Source organism: Paenibacillus amylolyticus (genome assembly GCF_036894225.1).
GTDB classification, from domain to species: domain Bacteria; phylum Bacillota; class Bacilli; order Paenibacillales; family Paenibacillaceae; genus Paenibacillus; species Paenibacillus amylolyticus.
Genome location: NZ_CP145892.1, coordinates 3,381,139 through 3,406,187, shown reverse-complemented (window position 1 = coordinate 3,406,187; position 25,049 = coordinate 3,381,139). Strand labels below are relative to the sequence as shown.

Here is a 25,049-nt window from a genome sequence, read left to right as displayed (position 1 = left end):
CTCACCATTTGCCAGCTACACGATCCTTAACTGCCTGTGTTATCGTAGCTTCGTATGTTTTCTTGTCGAGTTGATTCAATTGACTCATATATTCATTCCATGTGTTCTCGAAAGTGGAAGGCGAATCCATAATCATTTTGGGTAAATATTTCTTCTGGAGGTCTTCTGCCTTGGTGATAAAAATCTGTTCAGGAGAGCCCTGCTCCAGTGCAATAGACCAAGCAGGAGACCAAGGACGCTCATCCGGTGTGCTGAATAGTTCTGTGAATGTCTCCACACCATATTTCTCTAACAACAGCTTGTCACCGTCCGTGTAACTAAAGGTAGCCACTTCTGGTTGGTTGCCCGGTCCATAGGCGTTGCCATCCTCCAGCACGGAGTTATTGCCGTAACGAGGCCAGCTGTAATTAAAATAGTCAAAGCCGAATTTACGACTTAATTCCGGATCTTCATGTGCCTTGCGTTGGTCATCATTTTCAAAGTAAAAGCGACCCTCATCATTCACACTATACGTCTCGTTCTCAACACCCCATTGAACCAGAATCTGGTTTTCTTCCTTGAGCAAATTATCAAAATATTTAATAATTCGCACAGGATCTTTGGCATTTACGGTAATTCCGACACCGTAGTTGTTCACAAAACCTGGCGGGTCCACATACTGGTCTTTGACACTGTCATCAAATACGATCGGTAGAGATACGTATCGTTTATCGTCAATACCAGCCTTCTTGAGGTTGTTCGTTGCGTCTCCAACTTGCCAGGAGTAACTGAAATATCCCAGCACCCGACCGGACGTCAACTTGGCGAGATACTGATCCTGGTTCATTGTGAAGGATTCTGGATCAAACATCCCCTGTGCGTTAACCTCGCTCAGCTTCTGAATCCATTGTTTCTGATAATCAGATCCGGCTACCAGTTTGGCTTCATGACTCTGCATATCCACCATCACACTGCCATCGTTTGGATAACCTGCCAGATGCATAGCCGGATTTAGCAGGGTGAAAAAGCTGCCCGATTCACCAGCAAGTGTGGCGAAGCCGATGGTTTCTTTTCCATCGATCTGCGGATGCTTTTGCTTGTATTGCTCAATCAAGTCAAAATATTCGTCCAGCGTTTTGATCTTGGGATAGTTAAACTCTTTTAACACAGCACGCTGAATATAAAAGCCGGTCTGAAAATTAGGCTCTGACACATAACCGATGTTGGCAGTGTATGGCAAGAAGTATATCTTTCCATCCTCCTGTCTGAATTTGTCCATATAAGACCCGTATACCCGCTTGATGTTAGGCCCATATTGATCGATCAGTTCATCCAGCGGGATAAAAGATCCTGCATCCATCAATTTGGCCATTTCACCACTGGAGTCGATGATGTCGGGGTAATCCCCACTCGCAATCATTACACCTGCCTTGGTTGCACCGTCGCCCACCAGATATTCCATCTTCCAGTCAACGCCTGTTTGCTCCTGTAGCTTCTTGCCAATGGTCGTGCTGCTTGCCAGAATGTCCTTCTTGCCACCGCCAAACGTGAAATATTTAAAGGTGACCGGGGTGTTGTCATTACTGTCAGGATAGGAGGCTTCCGGGCTGGCTTTATTACAACCTGCCAGGGTTACAGCCAGTAAAATGGCCAGACCTGTTATAATGTTTTTTTTTCTAAACATGTAGCAAATGCCCCCTTAAAGTATTGTTTGTGTCTTTAAGCCTTCTCAATATATCAAGATAGCGCTTTCAAAGTTACCCATGAAAGTGTACCTCCTACTTTGAAAAGTATATCCCTCGTATTTAGTCGCCTGGCATGGCTGATGGATCAAGTGGAAGCTTAATTTGGATACGCGTACCTTCTCCTTCCCATGTCTGGATGTCGAATGTAAAGTGATTTTTATAACAAAGTTTTAAGCGACTATACGCATTTTTCATGCCAACATGCTCTCCCATATCGGTGTTTTGATCCAGGTAACTTAACAACTCTTCTAATTTTGCTTGTGACATCCCTATACCGTTATCCGTTAGTCTGATATGGAGCTGTTCATTTTCCATTGAAACAAAGAGTTGAATGATGCCTACACCCGGAGATGACTCAATTCCATGAATACTTGCATTCTCAACAAAGGGAAGGATAACCATCTTGGGGATTCGGTACATCAGTACCGCAGGATCTGCCTCAATGGTATATTGGAGTTTTTCTCCAAAGCGGTATTTCTGAATTTGCAAAAAACTCTCGATGAGTTCCAATTCTTCCTTCACTGTCACATCATTCTGATTCCAACTAATCGACTTGCGGAACATCTTGGCCATGTTATGCACGATTTTGGCAGTCTCTTTCTCACCTTTGATGAGGCTCCGCATACGTACCGACTCCAGCGTATTAAACAAAAAATGTGGGTTGATCTGACTATGGAGCGCATGAAGTTGTGCTTCCTGCTGCTTCAACTCCAGGTCTTTCTTTTGGATGTCGGCGAGATATACCTCATGAATCAGGTTATGGATCGTCTCGGTCATTCGATTAAATTCCATCGTGAGTTGACCTATTTCATCTCTTGCATCTTCAGGCGGAATCGTCTGGAAATTCTGTGTTTTTACTTTTTTCATATGTTTTAGAATACGCACCAGCCTGACATGGATGGATCTGGACATCGCCGCGATGATAATAGAAGGCAGGACAAAATTAATGCAAGCCAGCCATACGACGAAGGAACGGGACTTCCGCACCTCCTTCAACACAATTTCTTCATCCATCACTCCATGCAGGGACCACCCTTCCAGATAGTTAATACCTGTATACGTAATCTCAAAGGGAATCATTTTGTTTGGAAACTGGATCTCGCTGTAACGTTTCCCTATCTGAGCTTCTTCTGCTGTAGGATCATTTGAAAATTGGATGTGTCCCCCCGGATCAAGAAGATACACTTTTCCATCAAATCCGCTGTTGTGAAAATACTGCTTGATCATATCCATATTCAGGTCAATTTTAAGTAACTGCTCTCTCCCCCCAGTGTCCAGATTGTCGAGCCTTTGAACCAGACTTAACATCTGATCCGATGAGATCAATGCCGGATAAGGGGCGGAGTATGCCTGAAATTGAACGTACCAGTCCGAGTTGCGGACATCGTCAGTTAAACGATCAATATAACCGGAAGATAAAATGGTAGAATTATCGGTATACACTTGATACCAGCGAATCCCCTGATTCATTTGCCCGGAGAATTGCCCTTTTAGATAGGAATTATAAGCGTCAATGTACTCAAAATGACTTTGAAATGAACGGGAGATGGTGTCGTTGAATACAGGGTCAGTATATAACGAATAAGAGAGACCGACGCCCTGATCAATGGTTACCCGCAGGTCGTTCTTCAGATTGTTCAAGGCCATGCCAGCATCACGAGTTTTCTGACTACGAATATTGGCGGATGTGACATTGTAGAACACCACATTGGTAACAACGATGGGAATAAACACAGATAAGACATACATAAGCAGTAGCTTATCTCGAAGCTTCATGTAATTCAGGTTCCATCTTGGCATTGTGCACCTCGCTGCTCATTTGCCATAAGGAGATTGCGATACTCTGTAGGTGATAACTTAACTAATTTCTCAAACTGGGTTACAAAATAATCCGCATTCTGAAATCCTACGCGTGCAGCGACCTCGTACATTCTCAGATCCGTTTGGCGCAGTAACTTCTTCGCCTCTTGAATCCGCAGGTTCAGCAGATAGTCATTGAAGTATTGATTGTAACTTTTGCGGAATAATCGCCCTAGATAAACGGGATTCATGTAGAAGAGCGCAGCAATGCTTTTGAGATTGATGTTCTCGGTATAATTTGCATCAATATATCGTTTGATCTTGCTGATATCTCCTTTGGATCGCTCCATTCGTAAATGAGAGACATAATCCTCGGCTTCCTCCAACGCGATGAGAAATGCATTCTTCAATAGTCGTAAATTCCAACCTTCATGACTTTGTTGTGCGAGCTCCTTCAGCTGCTGCAACCCTTCATCATTACCACCCATTTCATGGACCACAGCGAGAATACCCGTTATATAACGCAAAAGAGAACCCGATACAGCCTGAGAAGAAAATCGATTCATATGAAACAATTTAAATTTCTCTTCTACAATCTTGTGATACGCTGACCTATTCCCCTCTTCCAGGCTCAGAATTAATTGATCCACCTCGTCCTGGTATACATTGAAAACAAACAGTGGTTTGTCCTTGATCTCCGTATAACGTACGACACCACCAGTTTCAGCATATTTATGCTTGGCTGCTTCTTCAGCCGCCATAAGGGATTGTGTGACATCACCAATTTCTTTGACGAGTGTTCCTGCGTAAAGACCGATATCCAGGTTGAACCTTTTGCTCAGTGTTATATGAATATTATGCAGGTTATCCTGTAACGCCGAGCCTCCTTGATGATGATCAGGCCACAACAGTAATAAAGCAAACATGCCGCGTTGTTGCTCACTGATGAACATTTTGCATAAATTACTCTCCAGAGAATGTACTGCTTCACGTAGCTGTTCAATCGTAATTTTAATTGCATCTAATCCGGTCTGAAGTTCAATCAAAGTCATGAGCAGACTAGAGTTACGATTGATCCCAAGCATCTCGGCATATCGATGTTCATCCTCCTTCTGTACATGGCCTTTGATCACATCCTCCAGCATGATGTTACTGGCCTGTCCCTCAGTCAAAAGAATATGTTTTCTTTTATTGCAAATCAGATTAGCTGACTTCTGCAACGTCGCCGTCAGTTCTTCATCATCAATAGGCTTCAGGATATAGTCATGAACACCGTACCTGATTGCCTGCTGTGCATATTTGAAGTCATGATAACCACTGATGATAATGAACACAGGTTCGAGATGTGGCATTTTCTCTACGGCACGTATCAGTTCCAGTCCATCCAGGATTGGCATACGGATATCTGTTATAATCACGTCTGGTTGCAGGCATTCAATCAGATTTAATGCTTCTACACCGTTCTCTGCCTCTCCGATAATCTCCATATTAAGATCCATCCAATTTATGAGTTCATACAGCCCCTTTCGTATATACATCTCGTCATCTACCAGTAATACTTTTAACATCCGTGTGTCCCCTTTCCTCCAACGAAAATAAACCGCCGGTAGCGTGTCTCCCTATCGGCGGAATCTAATATGGTGACTGTTGTAGTTATTGCATAATACATTCATTCATGTCGTGCATAATCCCAATAGTCGCCAACGAGGCCTTCAATGATCGATCCACTGGCCCATGGCATCAGGCAAAACCAGGTGCTGGCTGGTGTACCATCCGCATATTTTTCAGTGACCAGTCCTTCCGAATGACAGAAGCGTTCAGACATCCATCCTTTTTTGCCATAGCCGAATTCTTGATCATAACGATTATAGGTCTGACAACCCCACCCGATGGTGTCCATCATACGTTGACGAACATAATTCTCTTCCCGCTGTCCAACATAATACAACAGCTCATCCACTAGATTGCTGGACATGGGGTGAATATGCGGATTAGCTACTGAAGTAACACTTCCCCCAGAACTGGACCAGCCTAATGTACTGAGTGGAGGAATCTTAATAGGTGAGTTGTAACAAAATTTGAAGCTGAATTCATAACTGATCGCATCTCTCATGTGATCTAGATACAGCTCGTCACCGGTCAACACGTGCAGAAACCGAACAGCTTTGATGTAAGCCAGAATGCCTTCCGAATCCACTGCCTTGTCCGCATCCAGTGGAGCGCCGTAACATTCCATGTGTTGCACATAGGTGTTGTAATAGTGGGCTTCACTGCGTCTGAGCTCATCCAGAGAAGATTCATCATGGGTTAACCAACAGTAATATGCCTTGGCAGCAAGACACCAGACCCCACTAAAGGCATCATATTCAAGACCTGCTCCGGTCCGCTCTGACAAAATGGTGGGATATTCTCCATCCGTATTTTTCGTGCACTCCAGACGATCAAGTACTTGCTTGACGTAAGCAAGCCAATCATCATGACTCACATTTCGAATGCGCTTCTCATAATCGTAACTTTTCAGAATGTAGAACATCGCTTGAGCTACAAGGTAAGAGGAATGTCCTGGGGTACGCATGCCGTCGAACCACCAGCCTTTAACACTCCATATCCCATCCTGATAGGCGTCATACGGAAGTCCGGATTCGGGATTCATGGCATTCTCGATAATATTGGTAATGCAGGATAACGCCTGCTGTCGCATGGGCTCATTATTCAGGCGCAGTGCGGCCATAAGCATTGGTGCAGCGATGGTCATACCATTTGTCCAACTGATTGAGATAATTTTGTTGTATCGGTAGCCACCGGTTTCAGCAGCATCTTCATATACAAATGTAGAGTAATGACGATCCTCCGGAAGCCAGGCATACTCATAGATGGCATTGGACAAATCCGTTACCGTTGTCTGAGTGTCACTTCCTTCTCCTGGTTTTTCGTGATACCTCTTATAGATTGTTTCCAGTGCTGGATTGATGCCCAGTTCTGATTCAGACTCGTAGTTATATAGTTCAAGTGTGAGCCCAATCGATTCACCTGCCGCAAGTTCAAAACAGTTTTCTCCAAGGGCAGCTCGCTCATGGACAAGTCTGGATTTGATAAATAACAACGGAGCATTCTCATATCCCAACGTATATCCGACCGTACCCTTTTTAATAGAACATGTGAATCCCCCATATTGCACAAAGTTTCCTTCCATTCCTGGATACCATTGCTGCTTCTGGTTTCCTGTATTGATCCAGTAGGGACTTGCGCTTAGACCAACAATCCGACCTTCATCATAGATAAGTGCAGCTGGATGAGACAGACGATCACTTCTTACCATCCACCAGGGTGATGAAGGACGAGAAGGACTGCCCTCCCTTAGCCTGGGGAACTCATTTGGAACATTCTGAGGTGCTTCGCCCCGGTTGCGGCCATACATAAATGCAGGTAAAAAAAACCTCGGATTCTGTTTGTCCAACGGCATTTCCACATGAATAACCCCTACCCAGGCATTCTGGCCCTCGTTGTAAATCTGAATGTCGGCTTGCCATGGGTCTTCTGCACTGCCGTTCCCGCTTGTTACTTTTACGCTAGCTTTGAGAGCATGCTTGTCCAGTGCCGTGTATTCTACGGTGTCCTGCACTTTACTTCTAGCCGTGAAAATCAGATCCATCTTTTCCTCCAATCGCGTTGTACACACCTGAGTGGAAACGCTTGCAATTATGTATCCATCATGCTAGGATGGTTACATTTTATAGGTTCACGTCTGCAATTTCATTGCACAAACTGCTATATTTATTGCGCGAAACGACAAGGAGGTCATATATCTGATATGAATGAGACTTCAGAATACCTGTTTGATCCAATCCAGAATGAGCTGTTGTACCTTCATCGCACCACCACGTATAATATGGGAACGTTTTATCATCGACATAATGCATATGAACTCTACTTGTTTCTTCGTGGCAATGTGAATTTCTATATTGAGAACCGTTGTTACCATTTGCAACGTGGAGATCTGCTCGTTCTTAACCCGGAGGAGATGCACCGTTCCTTTGCCTTGGACAAAAACGAATATGAGAGAATTACCATAAATCTGAAAAAGTCATATCTGAACCGCTTGTCTACTTCAAGCACCAACTTATCCGCATGTTTCGACTACCGTCCCAAGGGTAAGGGTAACATCGTACATCTTGAAGAGGACGAACTTCAACGAGTGCTACAATTAGCTGACGAGCTTGAACAGTATCTCTCATCAAGTGACTATGGAGCGGATATTCTGGGGAATATTTTGATTACACAGTTACTCCTTCTAACAAATCTAACTTTTCAAAATACGGATTTTGTTGCAACGGATATTATGCCTGAACTAGTTCGAAACACGATGGATTACATTGAATGTAATCTGACGAGGCAACTGACGCTCGAACAATTGTCAGAGGCTATGTTCACGAATAGCAGCTATATTAGTCGGCAATTCAAAAAGCATACCGGACTCACGATTCGAGCATACATTCTTAGTCGCCGTATAGAGCTGTCGAAATCTTATTTAATCGAAGGTTTAAGTATTACAGAGGCCTGTTATCAATCCGGTTTTGGAGATTATGCCAATTTTATTCGCAGCTTCACCAAGCAGGTAGGCACTTCACCTGGTAAATTTGTTAAATATGGAAGTCTTCTTTAAACATTGCATTAAGCAAAACACGCCAACTCTTGCCTATATCTTATATTATCTCAGCCAAAAAAAAGAGCGAAGACCGGCAGTTTTGTCAGCCGGCATTCGCTCAGGTAATCAGTAAGTTCTTATTTGTTATTCCAGTCGTATCCTCTTAGTTCAATTATTGAATTGGGGCCAGGAAAGGTTAATTCTATCTTTTGGTCCAGATAGGATACGGTTACTCTTGATTCTGCAATAGAGCGAATTCTGGTATTGAATAGACGACCATTATTCCATTCCAGATCTATTTCAAATCCGCCACGAGCCCGAATACCACGAATATATCCTTTTGGCCAAGCTGATGGCAAAGCAGGTAACAATCTGATTACTTCGTTATGACTCTGAAGAAGCATCTCTGCTATCCCTGCAGTACCTCCAAAGTTCCCATCAATTTGAAATGGAGGATGGTCACAAAACAGATTGGGTAACGTGGAGGAACGTAGAAGTTCCACGATGTTATCGTGTGCAAGTTCCGACTCCTCTAATCGTGCCCACATGTTGAGAATCCACGCCCGGCTCCATCCTGTGTGTCCACCACCGTGTTCCAGTCTTCTGTCGAGTGTTACACGAGCTGCCTTGGCCAGGTCAGGTGTTGATTGCAACGTAATTTGCGTTCCAGGATGCAAAGCGAATAAATGGGAAATATGTCTGTGACCAGGTTCCAATTCATCATAATCGTTACTCCACTCTTGGATCTGGCCATGTTTGCCAATGGAGGTCTCCGGTATTTTGGTTAAAGCACCACGGAGTAATTCTCCAAATTCCTGATCCTCTTGCAATATTCGGGTACTTTCAATGCAACGCGTGAAGATTTCTCTAATAATCTGATTGTCCATTGAAGCACCAAAACATAAAGCCCCCGACTCTCCATTATCTAATATATAGCGATTTTCCGGTGAGGACGAAGGACATATCACCCAATTGCCGGTAGGATCCTCTATTAGATAATCCAGAATAAACATAGCCGCATCTTTCATCGTGGCGTAAACTTTTTTGAGAAATTGAACATCCTTATTGTATTCGTAGTGGTCCCATAGATGTAATGAAAGCCATGCTCCTCCCATAGTCCAAAAGGTCGATGTCATGCATACATCCTGCGGAGCAGCGTCTGCCCAGATATCCGAATTGTGATGAGCAACGAACCCTTTGCATCCATACATGGTTCTAGCGGTTTCCTTTCCCCGGACTTGCAGTCGATCTATAAAATCAAATAATGGAACGTGACATTCAGACAGATTGCAGCTTTCTGCAGGCCAGTAGTTCATCTGTGTATTAATATTAATCGTATATTTGCTATCCCATACAGGAAGCATGTCTTTATTCCATATCCCTTGAAGATTTGCCGGTAAAGAACCTGGACGACTACTTGAGATAAGCAGATAGCGCCCAAATTGAAAGTATAGACTCATCAGTTCCGGATCATGCTTACCAGCTCTAAGCCGTTCAAGGCGCTGATCGATTGGAAGTTCGGAACATATCACATCTTTATTTTCATCTTCGAGATGTATATCCATCTTTTCGAATAAGGATTGATAGTCCGAGACATGATTGGCGAGCAGTTCGCTATATGGTTTTGTTGAAGCGGCCTCAATTCTTCGGAGGCACTCCACTTCGAGTTGTTCCTTGGGTACTCGGAAATCCGTGCAAGCCGTGATTAGAATAGTCGCTGAATTACCATTCTTCAGAGAAAGCTGACCGCTTGAATAATGAACCTGCCCCCCTTCAGATATAAGGCGAATCGCACAACAAAATCGGATTCCTTCTTCTCCCCCACTTCTTCCCCGAATGATCAAGTTATTCGTTCCACGCTTCTCGATCCGGTCCAGATAGGATTGGAAACCAACAGGATGCTTAAGAATATCTGAATAGGATGTTGATTCCAGAACAGCTCCCCTGCCAAAAACAGTGGAGAAAGATAACTTTCCAGGCACGCTAGATTTGAGATGAACAACGAGCACTTGATCTGGGTAGCTAGCAAAATAATCACGGCTGTAAATGGATTGATCTGCGGTATAATGCACGTTTACCTTGCCTTGTTCCAGATCGAGATGTCTTTGATATCCATTTAATTCATGTTCACTGTGATCCATAGCGATATAGAAGTCCCCTAATGGCTCATAATGCCTTTGCCCGTCAGGAACACCTACCAGAGTATCTGCTGCGAGTTCTTCTGCTTCCCTAATCTTACCGTCAAAAATCAGGCTTCTGATCTGAGATAAAGATTCAAGTGCTTGAGGATTATTCCGCTGCATCGGACCACCATACCACAGACTATCTTCATTAAGCTGAATTCTCTCGATCTGTGTTTTTCCAAAAATCATGCCTCCAAGAGTTCCATTTCCGATAGGTAATGCCTCTTCCCATGTTCCAGCAGGTTGATTAAACCAGATATTTTTGGTCTTCACGTTAAAACCTCCAACGAATTATAATTCCTCACATTTTTCATGTTTAGTGTGTTCCGTTTGTATGTTCTTTCAGTGTACTGTAATCTCTTAAGCAACTAAATGAACAAAATTAACTTGAATTATCACAATCTTATCCCAGTACAAATTCTTTGTTCTGGACAAGTAAGCATATCTATTGGCAATAAAAAAAGCCGCTATAATAGCGGCTCTGTTTCGTTCATTTATTTAGCTTACGTGAATCTTGGCATAAGTTATAAGATATTTCGCTCCATTTGTTGCATGAATTGCCTCAATATCAGCCGATCTTCCGAAGAAATGGATTGAAGTAGTTTCTCTTGCTGCTCTCTCCATTTATGCTCAACTGGTTTTTCTAATTCTTTGCCCTTATCGGTTAGAAAGATACGCATGATCCTTGCATCCTGTACATCACGCTTGCGATATATAAATCCGTTCTGCTCCAGTGATTTGACCATGTTTGTAACCGTTGGTGGTTCGCATTTCATATGTTCACTTAGTTGCATCTGGGTTACCCCATCACCCAACCACAGCCGATACAACAGATTATCTTGTCCTACATAGAGATTAAGTTCCCGAAGAGATTCACTATAATTTCGACGCATTTGGGAGGAAATTCGATCTAAAGACTGTCGAATTTCACAATCTACTGTATCTGTCATGAACGATCCCTCCCTAACATTCGAATTATATTTAGCAGACTAAATGTATCATGGAGATATACAGGTGTCAATTCACCTTAGTGTCGTCTTTAAGGGCCTTTTCCTATCCAAGTTTCACCCGAAAGATTGGTTTAGTCCTTATTTTTTGGCAAAACCTTGCTTGTTCAAATAGGCCATCATTTGCGGTTGAATACTTCTCTCGAGGTGATCCTGGATATGGTCACTCCATCCTTTTACTTTTTTTACGGTGAAAGGGGCTCTCGTCGGACGATTTTCATAATACTTCAGCATGGTCTCATCATAGATTGCTAATTTCTCTTGATCCATTGGTTGGTATTGATTATCAAGCAATACCATGGATTGAGGGAGTCGAGGTTTCAGTTCCGGCTTATCTCCAGCTGGATTACCGATACATAACCCCACCAGAGGGATAACATATTTAGGTAAATTCAATACGTCAGATAGTTCGCTAATATTAGCTCTGACCGCACCAATGAACACTCCGCCAAGTCCCAGCGATTCAGCCGCGGTTAACGCATTTTGTGCCATCAGGCCAGCATCGAAAGAACCAATCAACAGAAATTCAATATATTCAATATCCACATCCGGAGCGATTTCATGATTTCGGTTAAAATCTGCACAGAAGATCCAGAATTCGGCCGCTTCTTCAATATAGGGTTGATCGACACACAGATGTCTGAGTTTTTTTCGAAGTACTGGATCTGTGATGCGTATAATGGATACCGCCTGCAGAAGACTGAACGATGAAGTTTGATTTGCTGCCTGAAATATTGCATCTATTTGTTCCTCAGTTAGGGGTTGAGATGTGTAAGAACGAAACGATGTATGGTTATGAAGCAATTCGAGTGTGTTATTCATTAAAAACCTCTCCTTTATTCGTTGATCCCATGTTCCTGCAATCCGTATTCGTAAGGAACGCCCATATTCTCGCGTAGTGTTTTTCCTTCATATTCCTTATGAAACAAACCGCGTTCCTGCAAGATAGGTACTACCTGATTCACAAAATCTGCAACGCCATCAAAAGATACATCGGGCACGACTGAGAATCCGTCACATGCTTCAGCCAAAAACCATTCTTCCAAGAAGTCAGCAACCTGTGTCGGGGTGCCTGCAACAACCGGATGATAGTTGATGACCCCGTGAGCGAGAACATCCCTTACAGAGAGTCCTTTTTTTAATAACTTTAAGGCTCTCGGAGAACGTGGGTCCATGGGGTTGGCATATGCATTTTTCAACAAGTCTGGCGCTAAAGGTTGATCTATATCTACGGAGTTTACCGATAAGGGTAAACCAACCATGGAGCCGAGGTAACTTACCCTGCTAGGGATTTCCTGGGGATTAAAGCTCATAAGCTGTTTCCGACGATCCAGAGCTTCTTCCTCCGTTGAAGCCAGAGAAAACATAAAACCAGCAAACATTTTGATATCATCGGGGTTTCGACCAAAACGGGCAGCACTTTGCCTTATGGCTTGTCTGTGTTCACGGGCAGACGTAATATCATAAGGATTGGCGTACACTCCCGAAGCATATTTCCCAGCTAATTCTAATCCTTCACCTCCTCCCCCTGCCTGGAAAATCACTGGCTGCCCTTGCTCAGAGGGCGGAATGGGCAAAGGACCACGAGATGCATAATATTGACCCTGAAGGTTAATAGGCTGGATTTTGTCCATATCAGCAAATTCCCCTCCTTCTACATCTAACGTCCAAGCGTCTGGTTCCCAACTCCCCCACAAGGCCTGAACAATTTGTATGCTTTCATGTGCCTTGTCATAGCGCTCTTGGCGATTTTCAACCCTGGCATCGAAATTAGCAGCCGCTAGGGGATCGGATGTGGTAACTGCATTCCATCCCACACGTCCATGACTGATAACATCCAGTGCTTTGAACTGACGTGCAATGTTGTAGGGATAATTAAATGTTGTAGAGAGGGTAGCCACAAGCCCGATGTGTTGTGTCTCTCTTGCTACTGCCATCAGTGCCAACATGGGGTCCATAGGAAACATAGGTGTCTGTGGGCCTAAATTATTGGATAAGCCTGGAGTGTCAGCGATGAAAATCATTTGAAATTTTCCTTGTTCAGCTAATTTAGCCCGTTCTACATAACTATCCATATTGGTGTAAGCTGCAGGATCCGTGCCAGGCATTCTCCATGCGCTAAATTCGGCTCCATAACCCGAAACCATCTGTAAAGCCAGTTGCATTTCACTTCTTTTTTTCATAACGTTTCTCCTTCGTTCTGGACAGGCACAGATATTTGTGCCCTTACTATAGCGTGAATATATTTAGCATGCTAAGTATCTGGATGGATCGGATTTTGTTCCGTTGAGTGAGGGTTATAGATATTGACGTTCACCGGTCTGGGCTGATTTCTCGACGGCATCCAGTAACTGATGTAGTTTCACCGCATCCGCGAAATTAGGTGCTAAGGTAGTACCTTCTTGAATATCTTTGGCAAACTTACGATAAGCCTGAGCCATGTTCAGAACAATTCCGGAGTCGTTATATAAAGAATGTGGAGCCGAGTAATAGGCATCGGGAATGGGTAGTTCACAAAGCTCGTTGTCCGTAGATCCTGCACCGCGTAATTGGTGTGATCCGAATTGAATGGATGCCGGGGCGCTCAGCACAATCGTGCCATTGTCTCCGAAAATTTCAAGTGTGAGTCCTGTCTGATGTTTAACTCCACCTTGAATATGAACGCTGGCTGCTGCATCATTAGTCAATCTTCCTGTAATCATGATCTGATCATCCGTTGTTTTCTTGATGACTTTCTGAATATCTACCAATTCAACTTCTGGAAACTGTTGAGCTGTGGTGGCAGACAATTCTGTAAAGTCCCCAAGCATGAAAGTGAAGGCATCCAGATTATGTCCACCTACAATGGTCAGCAAGTTCCCTCCAACTTTCCGATCAAACAAGTACGCACTCGACTTATCACCAACGCCACCCATGCCATCAATGGAGATCTTCAGGTTGGCAGACAACACTTTACCGACATAACCTTCTGCCAATATATCTTTTACATATTGAACGGCCGGGGCTTGTCTAGCCTGTAATCCAATCGCATTTGGCAGTTGTGCGGACGTTATCCATTCCTGCATTTCAAGCGCTTCCTCTGTATTCGACCCCAGTGGCCATTCACAATAGATTGGTTTGCCAGCAGGCACGACGGCTTTAACGGCGTTATAATGTTCCTTGACATTAATACTGACAACGACCATATCCACATCAGGATGCTGAGCCAACTCCTCCATATTATCAAAGCCGTGATCTGCATTGAAAGCTTCTGCGCTTGCCTTTGCACTCACCATATTACTTGTCCCAACCGCTGTAAGCTCGAACTCATCCAAATGCTGAATAGCTGGAATATGTGTTCCACTCGCCCACCCGTTATTAATGGATGCCCCTATGATACCTGTACGAATTTTTTTACTCATTGTTAAACATCTCCCTTGTTAAAATTTACAGTATGATCGAATATCGGTTTGTCTCCAGCCCTTATCAGTCACTCATTTGTATGATATATTTATTTAGCTTGCTAACTATTCAATCGAGATAACATTAATTATTCTTTCACACTTTAGGTAAACTGAAATTGTTTTGGTGTTGACACCATCATAGGTGTATTTGTTTTATTAGCAAAGAGGGCAATTTAAATGAACATAGTACATCTTTTTGTACCTTTGGATCAGGAGTGATATGAATGAGAGTTTGCAACGAAGGATTTGAACAAGAGTTTATAGATGGAAAAAGTGACATGTACGCCATAGCTTTTACTCAGAATGTCCTTTCTGGGCGTTGGAAATATTTTATCTTATGGTACCTGAAAGACGAAACACGTCGATATACGGATATCAAAAAATTCCTTGGAGATTTGTCTCAAGGCTCCCTCACAAAGCAGCTTAAAGAGTTGGAGAATGATGGTGTTATTCAACGTGATGTATATCCGGAAGTTCCTCCGCGAGTTGAGTATTCGTTAACAGACAAGGGAATGAAGTTACTACCGATCCTTGAAAAGATGGAGGACTTTGGAAAAGAATACGGCTAAGCAACTTAATTGAAATGGATAGCTTAACCCAAAAAAGCCGCAATTTAGCGGCTCTTTTACTCTGAAAAATTTCTATTCTACTTTATAATCAGTAACTACATCAAATTCTCCAATAATATTGTCTCCTTCTACATCATACAAATGAATCGTTCGAACAGTACCATTCACTTGTGTTTGTGCCAAGGCTTCTTCGATGGTAGTGATTTTAGGTGTAAGATCTTCAGCTTTTAGATAACCCTCGATTCCATTGGTGCCAATTGCAGCAATCAAATCGGGTTCAACCCCAATGATTGGTTCAGATAATGCTGAGCCATAGGTATCGCCCTGTGAATTGACATCATATTTAGTTTGAAGCAATAATTCGTGAATCGTTTCCGATGTTTCAGTGTTGTTTTCAAATAAAACATTTGATGAATTTACGTTCGATAACTTTAAGTTTGGCGATTTGTATCCAGTATAACGAGTGTATCCATTCCCATTATAGAATTCACCAACGTTCTGAGCATAATACGTCGTTTTAGTCGTTATTCTTGGAGAGTAGACAAAAAAACTAGAGGTTTTCGACGTATTATATGTCATGGAACTTGAAGCTGTTAAGCTTCCGCCAGATGTGTACAATCTAGCCATAGCTCCCATATATCCATTTGGAACACTTGCTGAAGCCTTCACTGATGCAACGGCTTCAGCAGTCGTACCTGTAGTGAAATTTCGAGTCCATACTTCAGATGTGAAAGTGTACGTGTGTCCCTTAATTTTGGGTGTACTATACGGTGAAGATGCAGTATTAGCCAGGACTGTTGAAGATGCCAAAAATAACGATAGAATACAAATCATTACCGTACTAACTTTCTTCGTTTTTCTCTTATTCATAGTTTCTCCTCCTCATAATAAAAAATATTTGGATTATAGTTTCAATCTTTAATCCCTCTCTGTAAATATATTAAATTTATTGTAATAATTAGATTTATTTTCCTTTTATATCATAGCACTGTTCCAGTTTTTTTGAAATAGATTCGCTAGTTTTCTTGCCTTAACATCAAAGACATATTTTTGACACCTTGCTCCGTAATTCACGAATCGCTCCTTTTCAGCTCTGCCATTCGATGTGGGTCTCTTCCTTATGGCTGGATGTCTTATGATATATTATATTAACAGGCATCGAGCACATCCATGGTTAGTAGCAGTTGTATCAGCTCTCATATTGACTATTGTAGAGTGGATCGCCAAAGATTACGGAAAAGTGTGGTATTTTAATAGATGGTACATCATCTGGTCTTACGCTTCGTATTTTAAACCTATGGTTATGGCGTATGTATACAGTTTGATCTTCTACAAAATGTTCAAACCACGTAACCCTTCATAAAGTATGTATTCTCAGCCAGCATAGGCAAATCAATAGGTTTCCATATTACTTATCTTTGTTAAAGGGGGGATGATATGTTTTTCTTCTTTTTCTTTCTGTTGCTTGGAATGATTGGTTTATTCTTTGGGGTTAGAGCACTGAGACGACCTAATTCATGGCCTTTTAATCGTACGAAGGATGAACTTCATGAATACGATATGATGGGCATCAAGTTTAGAGGCGTTTTTCTCCTTGCTTTTGGTACTGTTCTGACTATCGCCTCTTTCAGACTTCTTCTTATTTAAAATCCAAAAAAGCCGCTAATATAGCGGCTCTCAATCGGGCCTTACTCTGGTCCCGCTCAATATCGTGGTATCAACATTAATCTATGGTTTAATAGTAGCTTGCTGACCATCAGGAGCCACCGACTTATCGTTCGTCTTCACACCCCTGCGCTTCTTGTACCCTTTAAATATGAAATACCCCACTATGATTAAGATAATCGGCATTCCGTACAGTAATAGAATTAGAAACTGAACAGCAAAAGTACGATTATCGACCCATCTATTACATTCAATATGCACACTCCTTTATAAGTATTACTGGCTGAATGATTACTACATTACTCAATAACTACTCTCTCATCTTCATATGTAAAAAAATATTATTCATAGAAAAAATGTATTTTTTCTTATGTTAATTGTATAGACAAATAAAGTTGCTATTATAGCAACTTTATTAAAAGACATTTTTAGATTTCTTAAGCATTTTCAGGTTCATAAATTCCGTAACCATTCTTGCCATTCTTTTTAATCTTGTACATAGCTCCATCCGCATGTCTCAGAAGTTCGGAAGGCTCCTGTCCATGCTTGGGAAATAGGCTGATACCAATACTCATCGAAAGGTTGATATAGTTTCCGGCAATTTTGAAATGGGTACTGAATGCAGCTTCCAATCTTTTGGCGATGACTTCAGCATCGTGATCATCTTTCAGATGGCTTAAAATGATGAATTCGTCCCCGCCAAGCCGAGCTACAGTGTCCGCACTTGGAATTGTTTCACTTAATCGCTTTGCCATTTCCAGCAACACTTGATCGCCAACATGGTGTCCATATGTATCATTCACTTGTTTAAACCCATCAGCATCCACAAACATGACGGCTAGTTTGTTATGGTTTCTTTTGGCATTACTGATGGCCCAGGCAAGACGGTCATTATAAGCAAGACGATTAGGCAGACCGGTAAGTGGATCATGCAAAGACAAATGCTTGCTGATTTTCTCGGAGATTTTGATTTTGGCGTACTCCGTCTCCAGTTCTTTGATCAGATTTTTAAGTTTATATACCCTGGTATTGGTGTTAGTCATGTCAGTAATCTGAATAAGGGCGTAACTCCGATCTTCATGATAGAGCGGTTCAACATGCATATTTTGTCTGAATAATTGTTCATCCTCTCCTTCATTAGGAAGAATGAACGCCTTATGTAAAGCGCTTGAGCAAAATCTGCTCTGTCCATGATACAGCGCATTTTGCAAAATATTTAAATACATGTTCGACTTAAACCGTGGGCAGATCTCAAGCAGATTCAAGCCTACTACCTCTTCTACATTCTTGCCAGTAAAGCGCTCCAACCAGGCATTCCACACAACAATTTTTAAATGCCTGTCCACGATCATTATTCCCATATGGGCTTTGTTCAAAGCTTGTGAAATAAGATTATCCATTGCCCGCCTCCAACAAAGCGTCCATTTTGGCCAGCAGGCTCGATATGGAGTTCATACTCAGTGCTATGACAATGATACCTGTCACATCCGTATCGGCAAGTAAAAACGAGGTATGTAAAACCAGGACATAAACTTCATTCTGAAGCAATATTTGTTGATCGGAATTGGTGACATAGATCAGTTCAATATCAGGCAGGACGTATTCCAGTTTGATCTCCAGGAAGTTACCGAATTCTCCAATAATGGCGTTAAGCAGGACATTGCTAACTTCCTTCAAAACGTCCAAATCCGTGTCCATCAGGTTCGGATCGTTCGATATAACGCTCTCACCCAGTTCTCCAAGACAGATGTTTGCCAATACTTTAGCCTGCTCAACAGGAAACATCAGAAATGCTTTTCCCTGAAATTCGTATCCAAACTGTAAAGATGACCTAAACAGGTGACCTTCACTAAAGAAAATATTGTATCTTCGATCTCCAGGATCAACATCGGATATGGAGATTAGTTCCACTTCCGGAATATTCAAAACGATACGCTTGTCTACAATCTCTGACAACATGTTAGCCGCTTGTCCCACGTAAACGTTCACTAGTTCAGTAAGCAAATCCTTCTGTAAATCATTCAGCATGATAGGCCGCCTGAATCAGTTGAATCATGGTAGTTGCCTTCTCTGCGGTTAACGGTTTATTCAAAAAACCAGAAATGCCTAACATTTCAACTTCATCCCTAGTTGTCTTCTGAATATCTGCAGATAAGATAATAATTTTGACATTGCTATCCGTTTCTCGAATCATTCGAAGCATTTCTTGTCCGTTCAAACCAGGCATCAGCAGGTCGGTGGTTATAAAATCAGGTTGAAATTCCTTGAATAGGTTGTATCCTTGCTCTCCATTGTTAGCAATCTGAATCTCGCATTCTGGAATATGATCAACAATCAGCTTTGTAAGTAATTTCTGTACGAAAATGGAGTCTTCCACGATTAATACTTTCATTTTCTCTTCAGTCTCCTTGATAAAATGGTAAGAGCTCGGGATGGTCAGGCGCTGTGGACAGTTCTTGATATAGGGCTTTCGCGCGCAGTGGCACCCTGAAAAGAGACTGACTGGTGAATCAAGTAAATATAAATTATAGTAACTTTAATTTAATTGTCAACAACATTATTGAATAAGTTCGATTCGTGTGCAATTGACATACTAAGGTCCGCCGTTTAAAAAACATAAAAAAACGGTCACCTAGTGACCGTTTTTGATCGGTTATCTGGAACTGCATTAAGTTTACTCTTTTACCCCTCCAAGCTGCAAGCCATGAACGAAATACTTCTGCAAAAATGGATATACAACTAAGATGGGTAATGCGGCAACAATCGTAATCGCTGCCCGAATAGATACAGGTGTGACCATGTTACGCGCAGCACCAAGATCTGCACCATTGGCAACGGCTGCACTGCTGTTGGAATTCATAGAAGATGATAATAGTTTCATCAACTCATATTGCAGCGTGCTCAGGTTTTGTTTGGAAGATGCATACAGAAACGTATCAAACCAAGAATTCCATTGACCGACTGCAATGAACAGTGCAACAGTAGCGAGAACCGGTTGGCACAGCGGTAGAATAATGGAAATGAATGTTCTGAAATCTCCAGCACCATCAATTTTGGCGGATTCGATCAATCCCTCGGGTAGTGTCTGGATATAGGTTCGAATAACAATCATATTAAATGCACTGATCAGCCCAGGAATAATGTACACCAGGAAGTTGTTTAACAAATGCAAATCTTTCATTAGGAAGTAAGTTGGAATAAGACCTGCACTAAAATACATCGTAAGAACAACTGTAATGGTAATGGGCTTTCGTAATATATAATCTTTTCGGCTTAGTGTGTAAGCCAGCATGGAGGTTAAGAATAGACTTAAAACTGTTCCCAAAACCGTTCTCGCCACAGATATACCAAAGGCGCTGAAGATGGTCCCTCCTGCAAATACTGCTCTGTAGTTTTGATCTGTCCATACCCGAGGCCACAGATAAATCCCACCCCGGATGGTGTCATTACCGGCATTGAAAGATACGGCGAGTGTATTCACAAACGGATACAGGGTAACAATCGCGATTGCGATCATCAGTATACCATTTAACGTATGGAAGACAATCGGTTCAAGCCGAGATTTATTGATTCCCATCTCTAGTCCCCCTTATATTAATCGGTCTTCCCCGAGCCGTTTGGAAATTGAATTCGCCGCAAAGATCAGCGTGATACTAACTACTGTTTTGAAGATACCTGCCGCAGTAGCCAAAGAATAATTCCCGATCTGTAGTCCGTATTTCAGGACAAATATATCTATCGTCTGTGACCAGTCGACAACCACACCATTACCTAACAGATACTGAACCTCGAATCCAGCTTCCAAAATCCAGCCCATATTCATGATCAGCAAAATGATAACAATGGATTTGATTCCGGGTAAGGTCACATACAGCATTTTCTTATATCGGTTCGCACCATCAATCTCTGCCGCTTCATAGAGGGAAGGATCGATAGACGTGATGGCCGCCAAATAAATAATGGCATTCCAGCCAACTTCTTTCCATACATGGGATGCGCCTACAATGCCCCAGAAGTATTCCGGAACGCTAAGCCACATGATAGGTTCTTGAATGATATGCAGCTTCATGAGTACCACATTCACAATCCCACCATCTACAGATAGTGAACTTGCTACGATACCTGTCACAATAATCCATGAGAGAAAGTGAGGTAAATACGATATTGTTTGAATGGTTCGTTTATATAACTTATGTTTGATCTCATTAAGTAAAATGGCAAATATAATTGCTGTCGCAAATCCGAGCACCATATTGATGACGCTCATCGCAATGGTATTACGAAGCACGTTAAGAAATGCATCGTCTGTTAACAAAAACTTAAAGTGTTTGAGCCCGACCCATTCCTGCTGCGTGAAACTCTTCGCAGGACTGTAATTCTGAAAGGCCATAACCCAGCCCCAAATGGGATAATACGAGAATACGAGAATGTACGCAACGATGGGCAATGACATGAACATGAGTTGTCTTTGTCCGCGCAATCGTTTTAACAGTGGTGCTTTGGGAACGACTGTACTGGTGGTTTGCTCTGGTATGGCTCCAGGCGTGTTCGCCATCTTTCACTCCTCCTATTGGCTTGCAGCGACTTTAAGGATGATGTCCCCGGAAGGCACTCGCCTGAGTAATCCTTTGGTTGATACCTTCCGAGAGAATCATTGCCGCATTTTTTTATTTAACAGACCAGTTCTCGATTCTCCATTTCAGTTGATCATTAATTCGATCTTCATAGGATTTAACATCGATCTTCTTGTAAGCGTCTACATATTCAGTCCAAATGTTATCGAACTCATTCGGTTTTGACATGATTGCTTTAGGCAAGAATTTCAATGAAGTGTCTGTCATTTGTTTGTTCGCTACCGCAGCATCAGAGCCTTCTTTCAGATCGACCTGCCATGCTGGATAGTACACTGGATTTTCTGGTGCAGGAGAGAAGAAGTCACTCCACGTTTTGAAGCCGTATGCATCCAGAAGTTCTTTATCTTCCGGTTTGAGGTTGTCATAGAATTCCTCAGGTTGGTTGATCGCTCCAATTGCATTGCCATCTTCAAATGTTCCTTCAAGCTTCGGTGCAGCAGCGTAGAAACCTTCAGCTTTGTTAACCAATCTCCATGCTGGATCATCCTGCTCTGTCCGTTGCTCTGGTGTACGATAGAATCTTCCCTCTTCATTCACTTGATAGTCTACACCCTCTTCACCCCATGACAAGAGCTTCTGGTACTTCTCGTCCATAAGCTTATCGAGGAATTTGATGAGTGCGACAGGGTCTTCGGCATCTTTACTGATACCAAAACCATTGTTCAAGTTAATGACCGGACGATCCAGATAATGATCTGTGATACTTGTATCATAGACAAGCGGGAAGCCTACGTATGTCTGGCCAATTTTCCCCTGTGCTACGAGTGGGTCTTCGCCGGCTTGGAAATTCCAGTGCTGGTCGAACATACTAAGCACACGTCCCGAAGAAATTTTGGCCAGATATTGATCGTAGTTCTGAACAAAGGCTTCTTTATCCAGCAATCCCTCGTTGTACAGATTGTTTAGTTCCTTATAATACCGTTTGGAGATATCTTTGTCGGCAAAAACGGTTGCGACTCCACTATCATCTACGACTACGCCCCCGTCGTTGGGGTGACCCGTAAGATGTTCAGGTGGGTTAAGCAAAGGGAACGTCCGCCAGTCTGAAGCCAATGTAGTGAAACCAATCGTTGGTTGACCATCAATAGTTGGATTCTTGGCTGCATAATCACGGACCAACTTTGTGAAATCATCCAACGTTTTAGGAGTTGGGTACCCGGCATCCTTCAGTATGGACTTTTGGATCCAGAATGCAGGACCAGAATAATAGTTACTAATGAACTCTCCTGTATACACTCCATAGTTAGGCAACCAGTAAATATGTCCGTCACTGGAATCTTTCATCCGGTTCCAGTCTTTACCGAAATGTTTCTTCAGATTAGGTGCATGCTCTTCAATGAGATCTTCGAGCGGAATAACCGCACCCGCTGAGACCAACTTGGTGTCTGCTGTGATCAGATCCGGGAAATCACCCCCGGCAATCATAACGCCCAACTTCTGTTGAAGATCACCTACTAGAAACTCCATCTCAAGATTAACGCCGAGTTCATCCTGAATCTTCTTGTAGATTCGGTTATCTTTAGCTGGCGCCTGATTTGGCGTTCCGATAAAGGCCGAGATGTTCAGTACCTCTTTCCCATCCTTTGTAGTCGCTTTCTCATTGTCACCGCTGCATCCTGCCAGTGCCAAACTCAAAGCCAGAACGAGTGATACGGAACCCCAAAGCTTCTTTTTCTTAAGTCCCCCCATGTACTTGCCCTCCTTGGAAGTGGTATGTCTTACTGTTTTTAGTATGAAGAAATGTATGCGGTTACAAAATATATACATTTAAGGTCTACCCCCCTGTAATTGTAGGTCTTATTCAGGAGGGGTTCTTCTTTTTCATGGATCAATTCGCATACTTTTGCCTGTATTCTACTGGTTTCATGGCTGTTCGTTTTTCGAAGTGTCTGAGAAAATGCTGGTAACTGCGGTACCCTACTTGCTCCGCAATCGCACTGGATGTTTGATTCGTCTGCTGGAGCAGACGCTTCGCTTCTTCCATTCTTAGATCATGTACTACCTCGATTACACCCTTACCATACTTTCGCAAAAAGGATTGCCCTAAATGGACAGGATTCACGTAGAATCGTTCTGCGAGCTCCTGGATCGTAAATGTCTCCCTGTAATGCATCTGCACATATTCAGCAACCGTCGCCTGGATGCCACCCATTTGCCTCTCCCGGAAAATTGCCAGTGCTGACTTGCATTGTAAACAGAAATGTTCCAGATTGTTAGCAACCTCTTCTATATTTCGATGGCCCTTCTCCAGAATTCCGCTCGCCAATTCGTTCATTAGAGCATTAGGTTCTCCTCCTAATTCTCTGCACAGGGACAATCCGCGGAATATAATATGGGTAGAGAAAATATGTACAATCTCTGGCGCAGCCTTCATCTGTACAAACAGTTCAAAAGCACTCCGAATCGCAGACGAGAGTTCCTCCACAGAACCGTTTTCAAGCAAATCGCAAATATGGTCCACCTCTGACAGCGTTTCCGGATCAAACTGCCAATTCTCCAGCTGAATATCTTCGGCAAACAAAAGACGCTCTTGATTAAAAAACAAATAACGCCCAACTTCCTGAGCGGAGCGGAAGGATTCAGATAAATGCTCCAGTTTGTTGACCGTTAATCCAACCGCGATATGAATATCTCCGCAGCCGTTATGTTGCATATTATTCATCAAACGCTGGGTAAAAGCTTTAATTGCTTCAAACGTCTCATTTCTATTATTCGTTTCCTCCCCCCATACAAGCCCCAATGAGTCTCTTGTTCTGTCTATCACATAACAGCAAGTTGTTTCTTCAGCCGTTTGTTCGACTACTGAACAGACTTCCTGAATATCTCCCTGAAAGGCTATCCGCAGGTATGCCCAATGGGACTTGTTTAAACGAGGACGTATCTCTGACATCTCCTCCTCCGATATATTTTGCTTATCCTTAATCAGTGCGGACAAAAACGCTTTGATCCTTTGCTCGTTTGCATGTTCCCTTATACGCTCCTGGGTTTCACGCTCCTGCAATTGCATACGGAGACGGACCAACATATCCTCTGCTTCTGTACTGTCAACCGGTTTGGTTAGATAGTTGGAGACACCTAATCGAATAGCTTGTCTGGCATAATTAAAGTCACTGTATCCACTCGTGATGACAAACAGCACAGACTCATGTTCCAATCGTCGTGCTTCTTCTACAAGTTCCAGCCCATTCATCACAGGCATACGAATGTCTGTCACCACGAGATCAGGTCGATCTTGTTCCATCATCCGAATGGCTTCCTCACCGTTGGCGCACACGCCTCTGATTTCGAAACCATACTTTTCCCAATTGATCAGAAGCTGTAACCCTTCAATGGCATAAGGTTCATCATCGACTAACAATACTTTATACATGAGAGTTTA

The 25,049-nt window shown here is 42.6% G+C and carries 20 protein-coding genes; 3 read left to right on the top strand and 17 right to left on the bottom strand.

Annotation, left to right across the window (positions count from 1 at the left end):
* Window position 1: 1 nt before the first annotated feature.
* The 4 genes from V6668_RS15235 to V6668_RS15220 form a co-directional block, all read right to left on the bottom strand.
* The gene (locus V6668_RS15235) at window positions 2–1,663 is read right to left on the bottom strand and encodes an ABC transporter substrate-binding protein (protein ID WP_036615821.1); all 1,662 of its coding nucleotides are present in this window, start codon (window positions 1,661–1,663) and stop codon (window positions 2–4) included.
* Between the two features lie 121 nt (window positions 1,664–1,784).
* Window positions 1,785–3,524 (bottom strand): sensor histidine kinase, encoded by a 1,740-nt coding sequence (locus V6668_RS15230; RefSeq protein WP_036615824.1) that lies wholly within the window; start codon window positions 3,522–3,524, stop codon window positions 1,785–1,787.
* On the bottom strand, window positions 3,506–5,092 hold the full coding sequence (locus V6668_RS15225; protein ID WP_338708851.1) for a response regulator: 1,587 nt from the start codon (window positions 5,090–5,092) through the stop codon (window positions 3,506–3,508). Before V6668_RS15225 ends, V6668_RS15230 begins: the two co-directional genes overlap by 19 nt.
* A gap of 101 nt (window positions 5,093–5,193) precedes the next feature.
* The gene (locus tag V6668_RS15220) at window positions 5,194–7,176 is read right to left on the bottom strand and encodes a hypothetical protein (protein WP_338708850.1); all 1,983 of its coding nucleotides are present in this window, start codon (window positions 7,174–7,176) and stop codon (window positions 5,194–5,196) included.
* Between the two features lie 159 nt (window positions 7,177–7,335).
* Between V6668_RS15220 and V6668_RS15215 the strand changes: the two genes are divergently transcribed.
* Complete coding sequence (locus V6668_RS15215; RefSeq protein ID WP_100526271.1) at window positions 7,336–8,187, top strand: AraC family transcriptional regulator; 852 nt, start codon at window positions 7,336–7,338, stop codon at window positions 8,185–8,187.
* A 119-nt stretch (window positions 8,188–8,306) separates the two neighbouring features.
* Here the strand turns inward: V6668_RS15215 and V6668_RS15210 are convergent, their stop codons facing one another.
* The 5 genes from V6668_RS15210 to V6668_RS15190 form a co-directional block, all read right to left on the bottom strand.
* The gene (locus V6668_RS15210) at window positions 8,307–10,625 is read right to left on the bottom strand and encodes a glycoside hydrolase family 95 protein (RefSeq protein ID WP_338708849.1); all 2,319 of its coding nucleotides are present in this window, start codon (window positions 10,623–10,625) and stop codon (window positions 8,307–8,309) included.
* A gap of 251 nt (window positions 10,626–10,876) precedes the next feature.
* Window positions 10,877–11,302 carry a MarR family winged helix-turn-helix transcriptional regulator gene (locus V6668_RS15205; protein ID WP_036671145.1) on the bottom strand — a complete coding sequence of 142 codons (426 nt, stop codon included), beginning with the start codon at window positions 11,300–11,302 and terminating at the stop codon, window positions 10,877–10,879.
* Between the two features lie 138 nt (window positions 11,303–11,440).
* A complete protein-coding gene (nfsA, locus tag V6668_RS15200) occupies window positions 11,441–12,181 on the bottom strand; it encodes an oxygen-insensitive NADPH nitroreductase (RefSeq protein ID WP_338708848.1) in 741 nt (246 codons plus the stop codon).
* 14 nt (window positions 12,182–12,195) lie between these two features.
* Window positions 12,196–13,542, bottom strand: a complete 1,347-nt coding sequence (locus V6668_RS15195; RefSeq protein WP_338708847.1) for an NtaA/DmoA family FMN-dependent monooxygenase — start codon at window positions 13,540–13,542, stop codon at window positions 12,196–12,198.
* Window positions 13,543–13,656: 114 nt separating this feature from the next.
* Entirely contained in the window at window positions 13,657–14,760 is a 1,104-nt protein-coding gene (locus V6668_RS15190; RefSeq protein ID WP_338708846.1) for a Gfo/Idh/MocA family oxidoreductase, read from the bottom strand.
* A 266-nt stretch (window positions 14,761–15,026) separates the two neighbouring features.
* Here V6668_RS15190 and V6668_RS15185 point away from each other — a divergent pair, with 266 nt between their 5' ends.
* Window positions 15,027–15,371: a winged helix-turn-helix transcriptional regulator gene (locus V6668_RS15185; RefSeq protein WP_074095086.1), complete on the top strand. Its 345-nt coding sequence runs from the start codon at window positions 15,027–15,029 to the stop codon at window positions 15,369–15,371.
* Window positions 15,372–15,443: 72 nt separating this feature from the next.
* On the opposite strand, the gene V6668_RS15180 is transcribed toward V6668_RS15185, so the two are convergent.
* Window positions 15,444–16,241 (bottom strand): hypothetical protein, encoded by a 798-nt coding sequence (locus tag V6668_RS15180; RefSeq protein WP_036615847.1) that lies wholly within the window; start codon window positions 16,239–16,241, stop codon window positions 15,444–15,446.
* A 265-nt stretch (window positions 16,242–16,506) separates the two neighbouring features.
* Here V6668_RS15180 and V6668_RS15175 point away from each other — a divergent pair, with 265 nt between their 5' ends.
* The gene (locus V6668_RS15175; protein WP_338708845.1) at window positions 16,507–16,734 is read left to right on the top strand and encodes a hypothetical protein; all 228 of its coding nucleotides are present in this window, start codon (window positions 16,507–16,509) and stop codon (window positions 16,732–16,734) included.
* A gap of 739 nt (window positions 16,735–17,473) precedes the next feature.
* Here the strand turns inward: V6668_RS15175 and V6668_RS15170 are convergent.
* The 7 genes from V6668_RS15170 to V6668_RS15140 all read right to left on the bottom strand — a co-directional run bounded on the left by V6668_RS15170 (window position 17,474) and on the right by V6668_RS15140 (window position 25,040).
* The gene (locus V6668_RS15170) at window positions 17,474–18,436 is read right to left on the bottom strand and encodes a sensor domain-containing diguanylate cyclase (protein ID WP_036615852.1); all 963 of its coding nucleotides are present in this window, start codon (window positions 18,434–18,436) and stop codon (window positions 17,474–17,476) included.
* Complete coding sequence (locus tag V6668_RS15165) at window positions 18,429–19,064, bottom strand: chemotaxis protein CheC (RefSeq protein WP_036615855.1); 636 nt, start codon at window positions 19,062–19,064, stop codon at window positions 18,429–18,431. The genes V6668_RS15170 and V6668_RS15165 overlap by 8 nt, the downstream gene beginning before the upstream one ends.
* Window positions 19,054–19,428 (bottom strand): response regulator transcription factor, encoded by a 375-nt coding sequence (locus tag V6668_RS15160; protein ID WP_036615858.1) that lies wholly within the window; start codon window positions 19,426–19,428, stop codon window positions 19,054–19,056. Before V6668_RS15160 ends, V6668_RS15165 begins: the two co-directional genes overlap by 11 nt.
* Window positions 19,429–19,710: 282 nt before the next feature.
* On the bottom strand, window positions 19,711–20,613 hold the full coding sequence (locus tag V6668_RS15155) for a carbohydrate ABC transporter permease (protein ID WP_017688457.1): 903 nt from the start codon (window positions 20,611–20,613) through the stop codon (window positions 19,711–19,713).
* 12 nt (window positions 20,614–20,625) lie between these two features.
* Window positions 20,626–21,591: an ABC transporter permease gene (locus tag V6668_RS15150; RefSeq protein ID WP_036615861.1), complete on the bottom strand. Its 966-nt coding sequence runs from the start codon at window positions 21,589–21,591 to the stop codon at window positions 20,626–20,628.
* A gap of 112 nt (window positions 21,592–21,703) precedes the next feature.
* The gene (locus tag V6668_RS15145) at window positions 21,704–23,359 is read right to left on the bottom strand and encodes an extracellular solute-binding protein (protein WP_036671131.1); all 1,656 of its coding nucleotides are present in this window, start codon (window positions 23,357–23,359) and stop codon (window positions 21,704–21,706) included.
* A 139-nt stretch (window positions 23,360–23,498) separates the two neighbouring features.
* Window positions 23,499–25,040 (bottom strand): response regulator, encoded by a 1,542-nt coding sequence (locus V6668_RS15140; protein WP_051447405.1) that lies wholly within the window; start codon window positions 25,038–25,040, stop codon window positions 23,499–23,501.
* Window positions 25,041–25,049 lie beyond the last annotated feature (9 nt).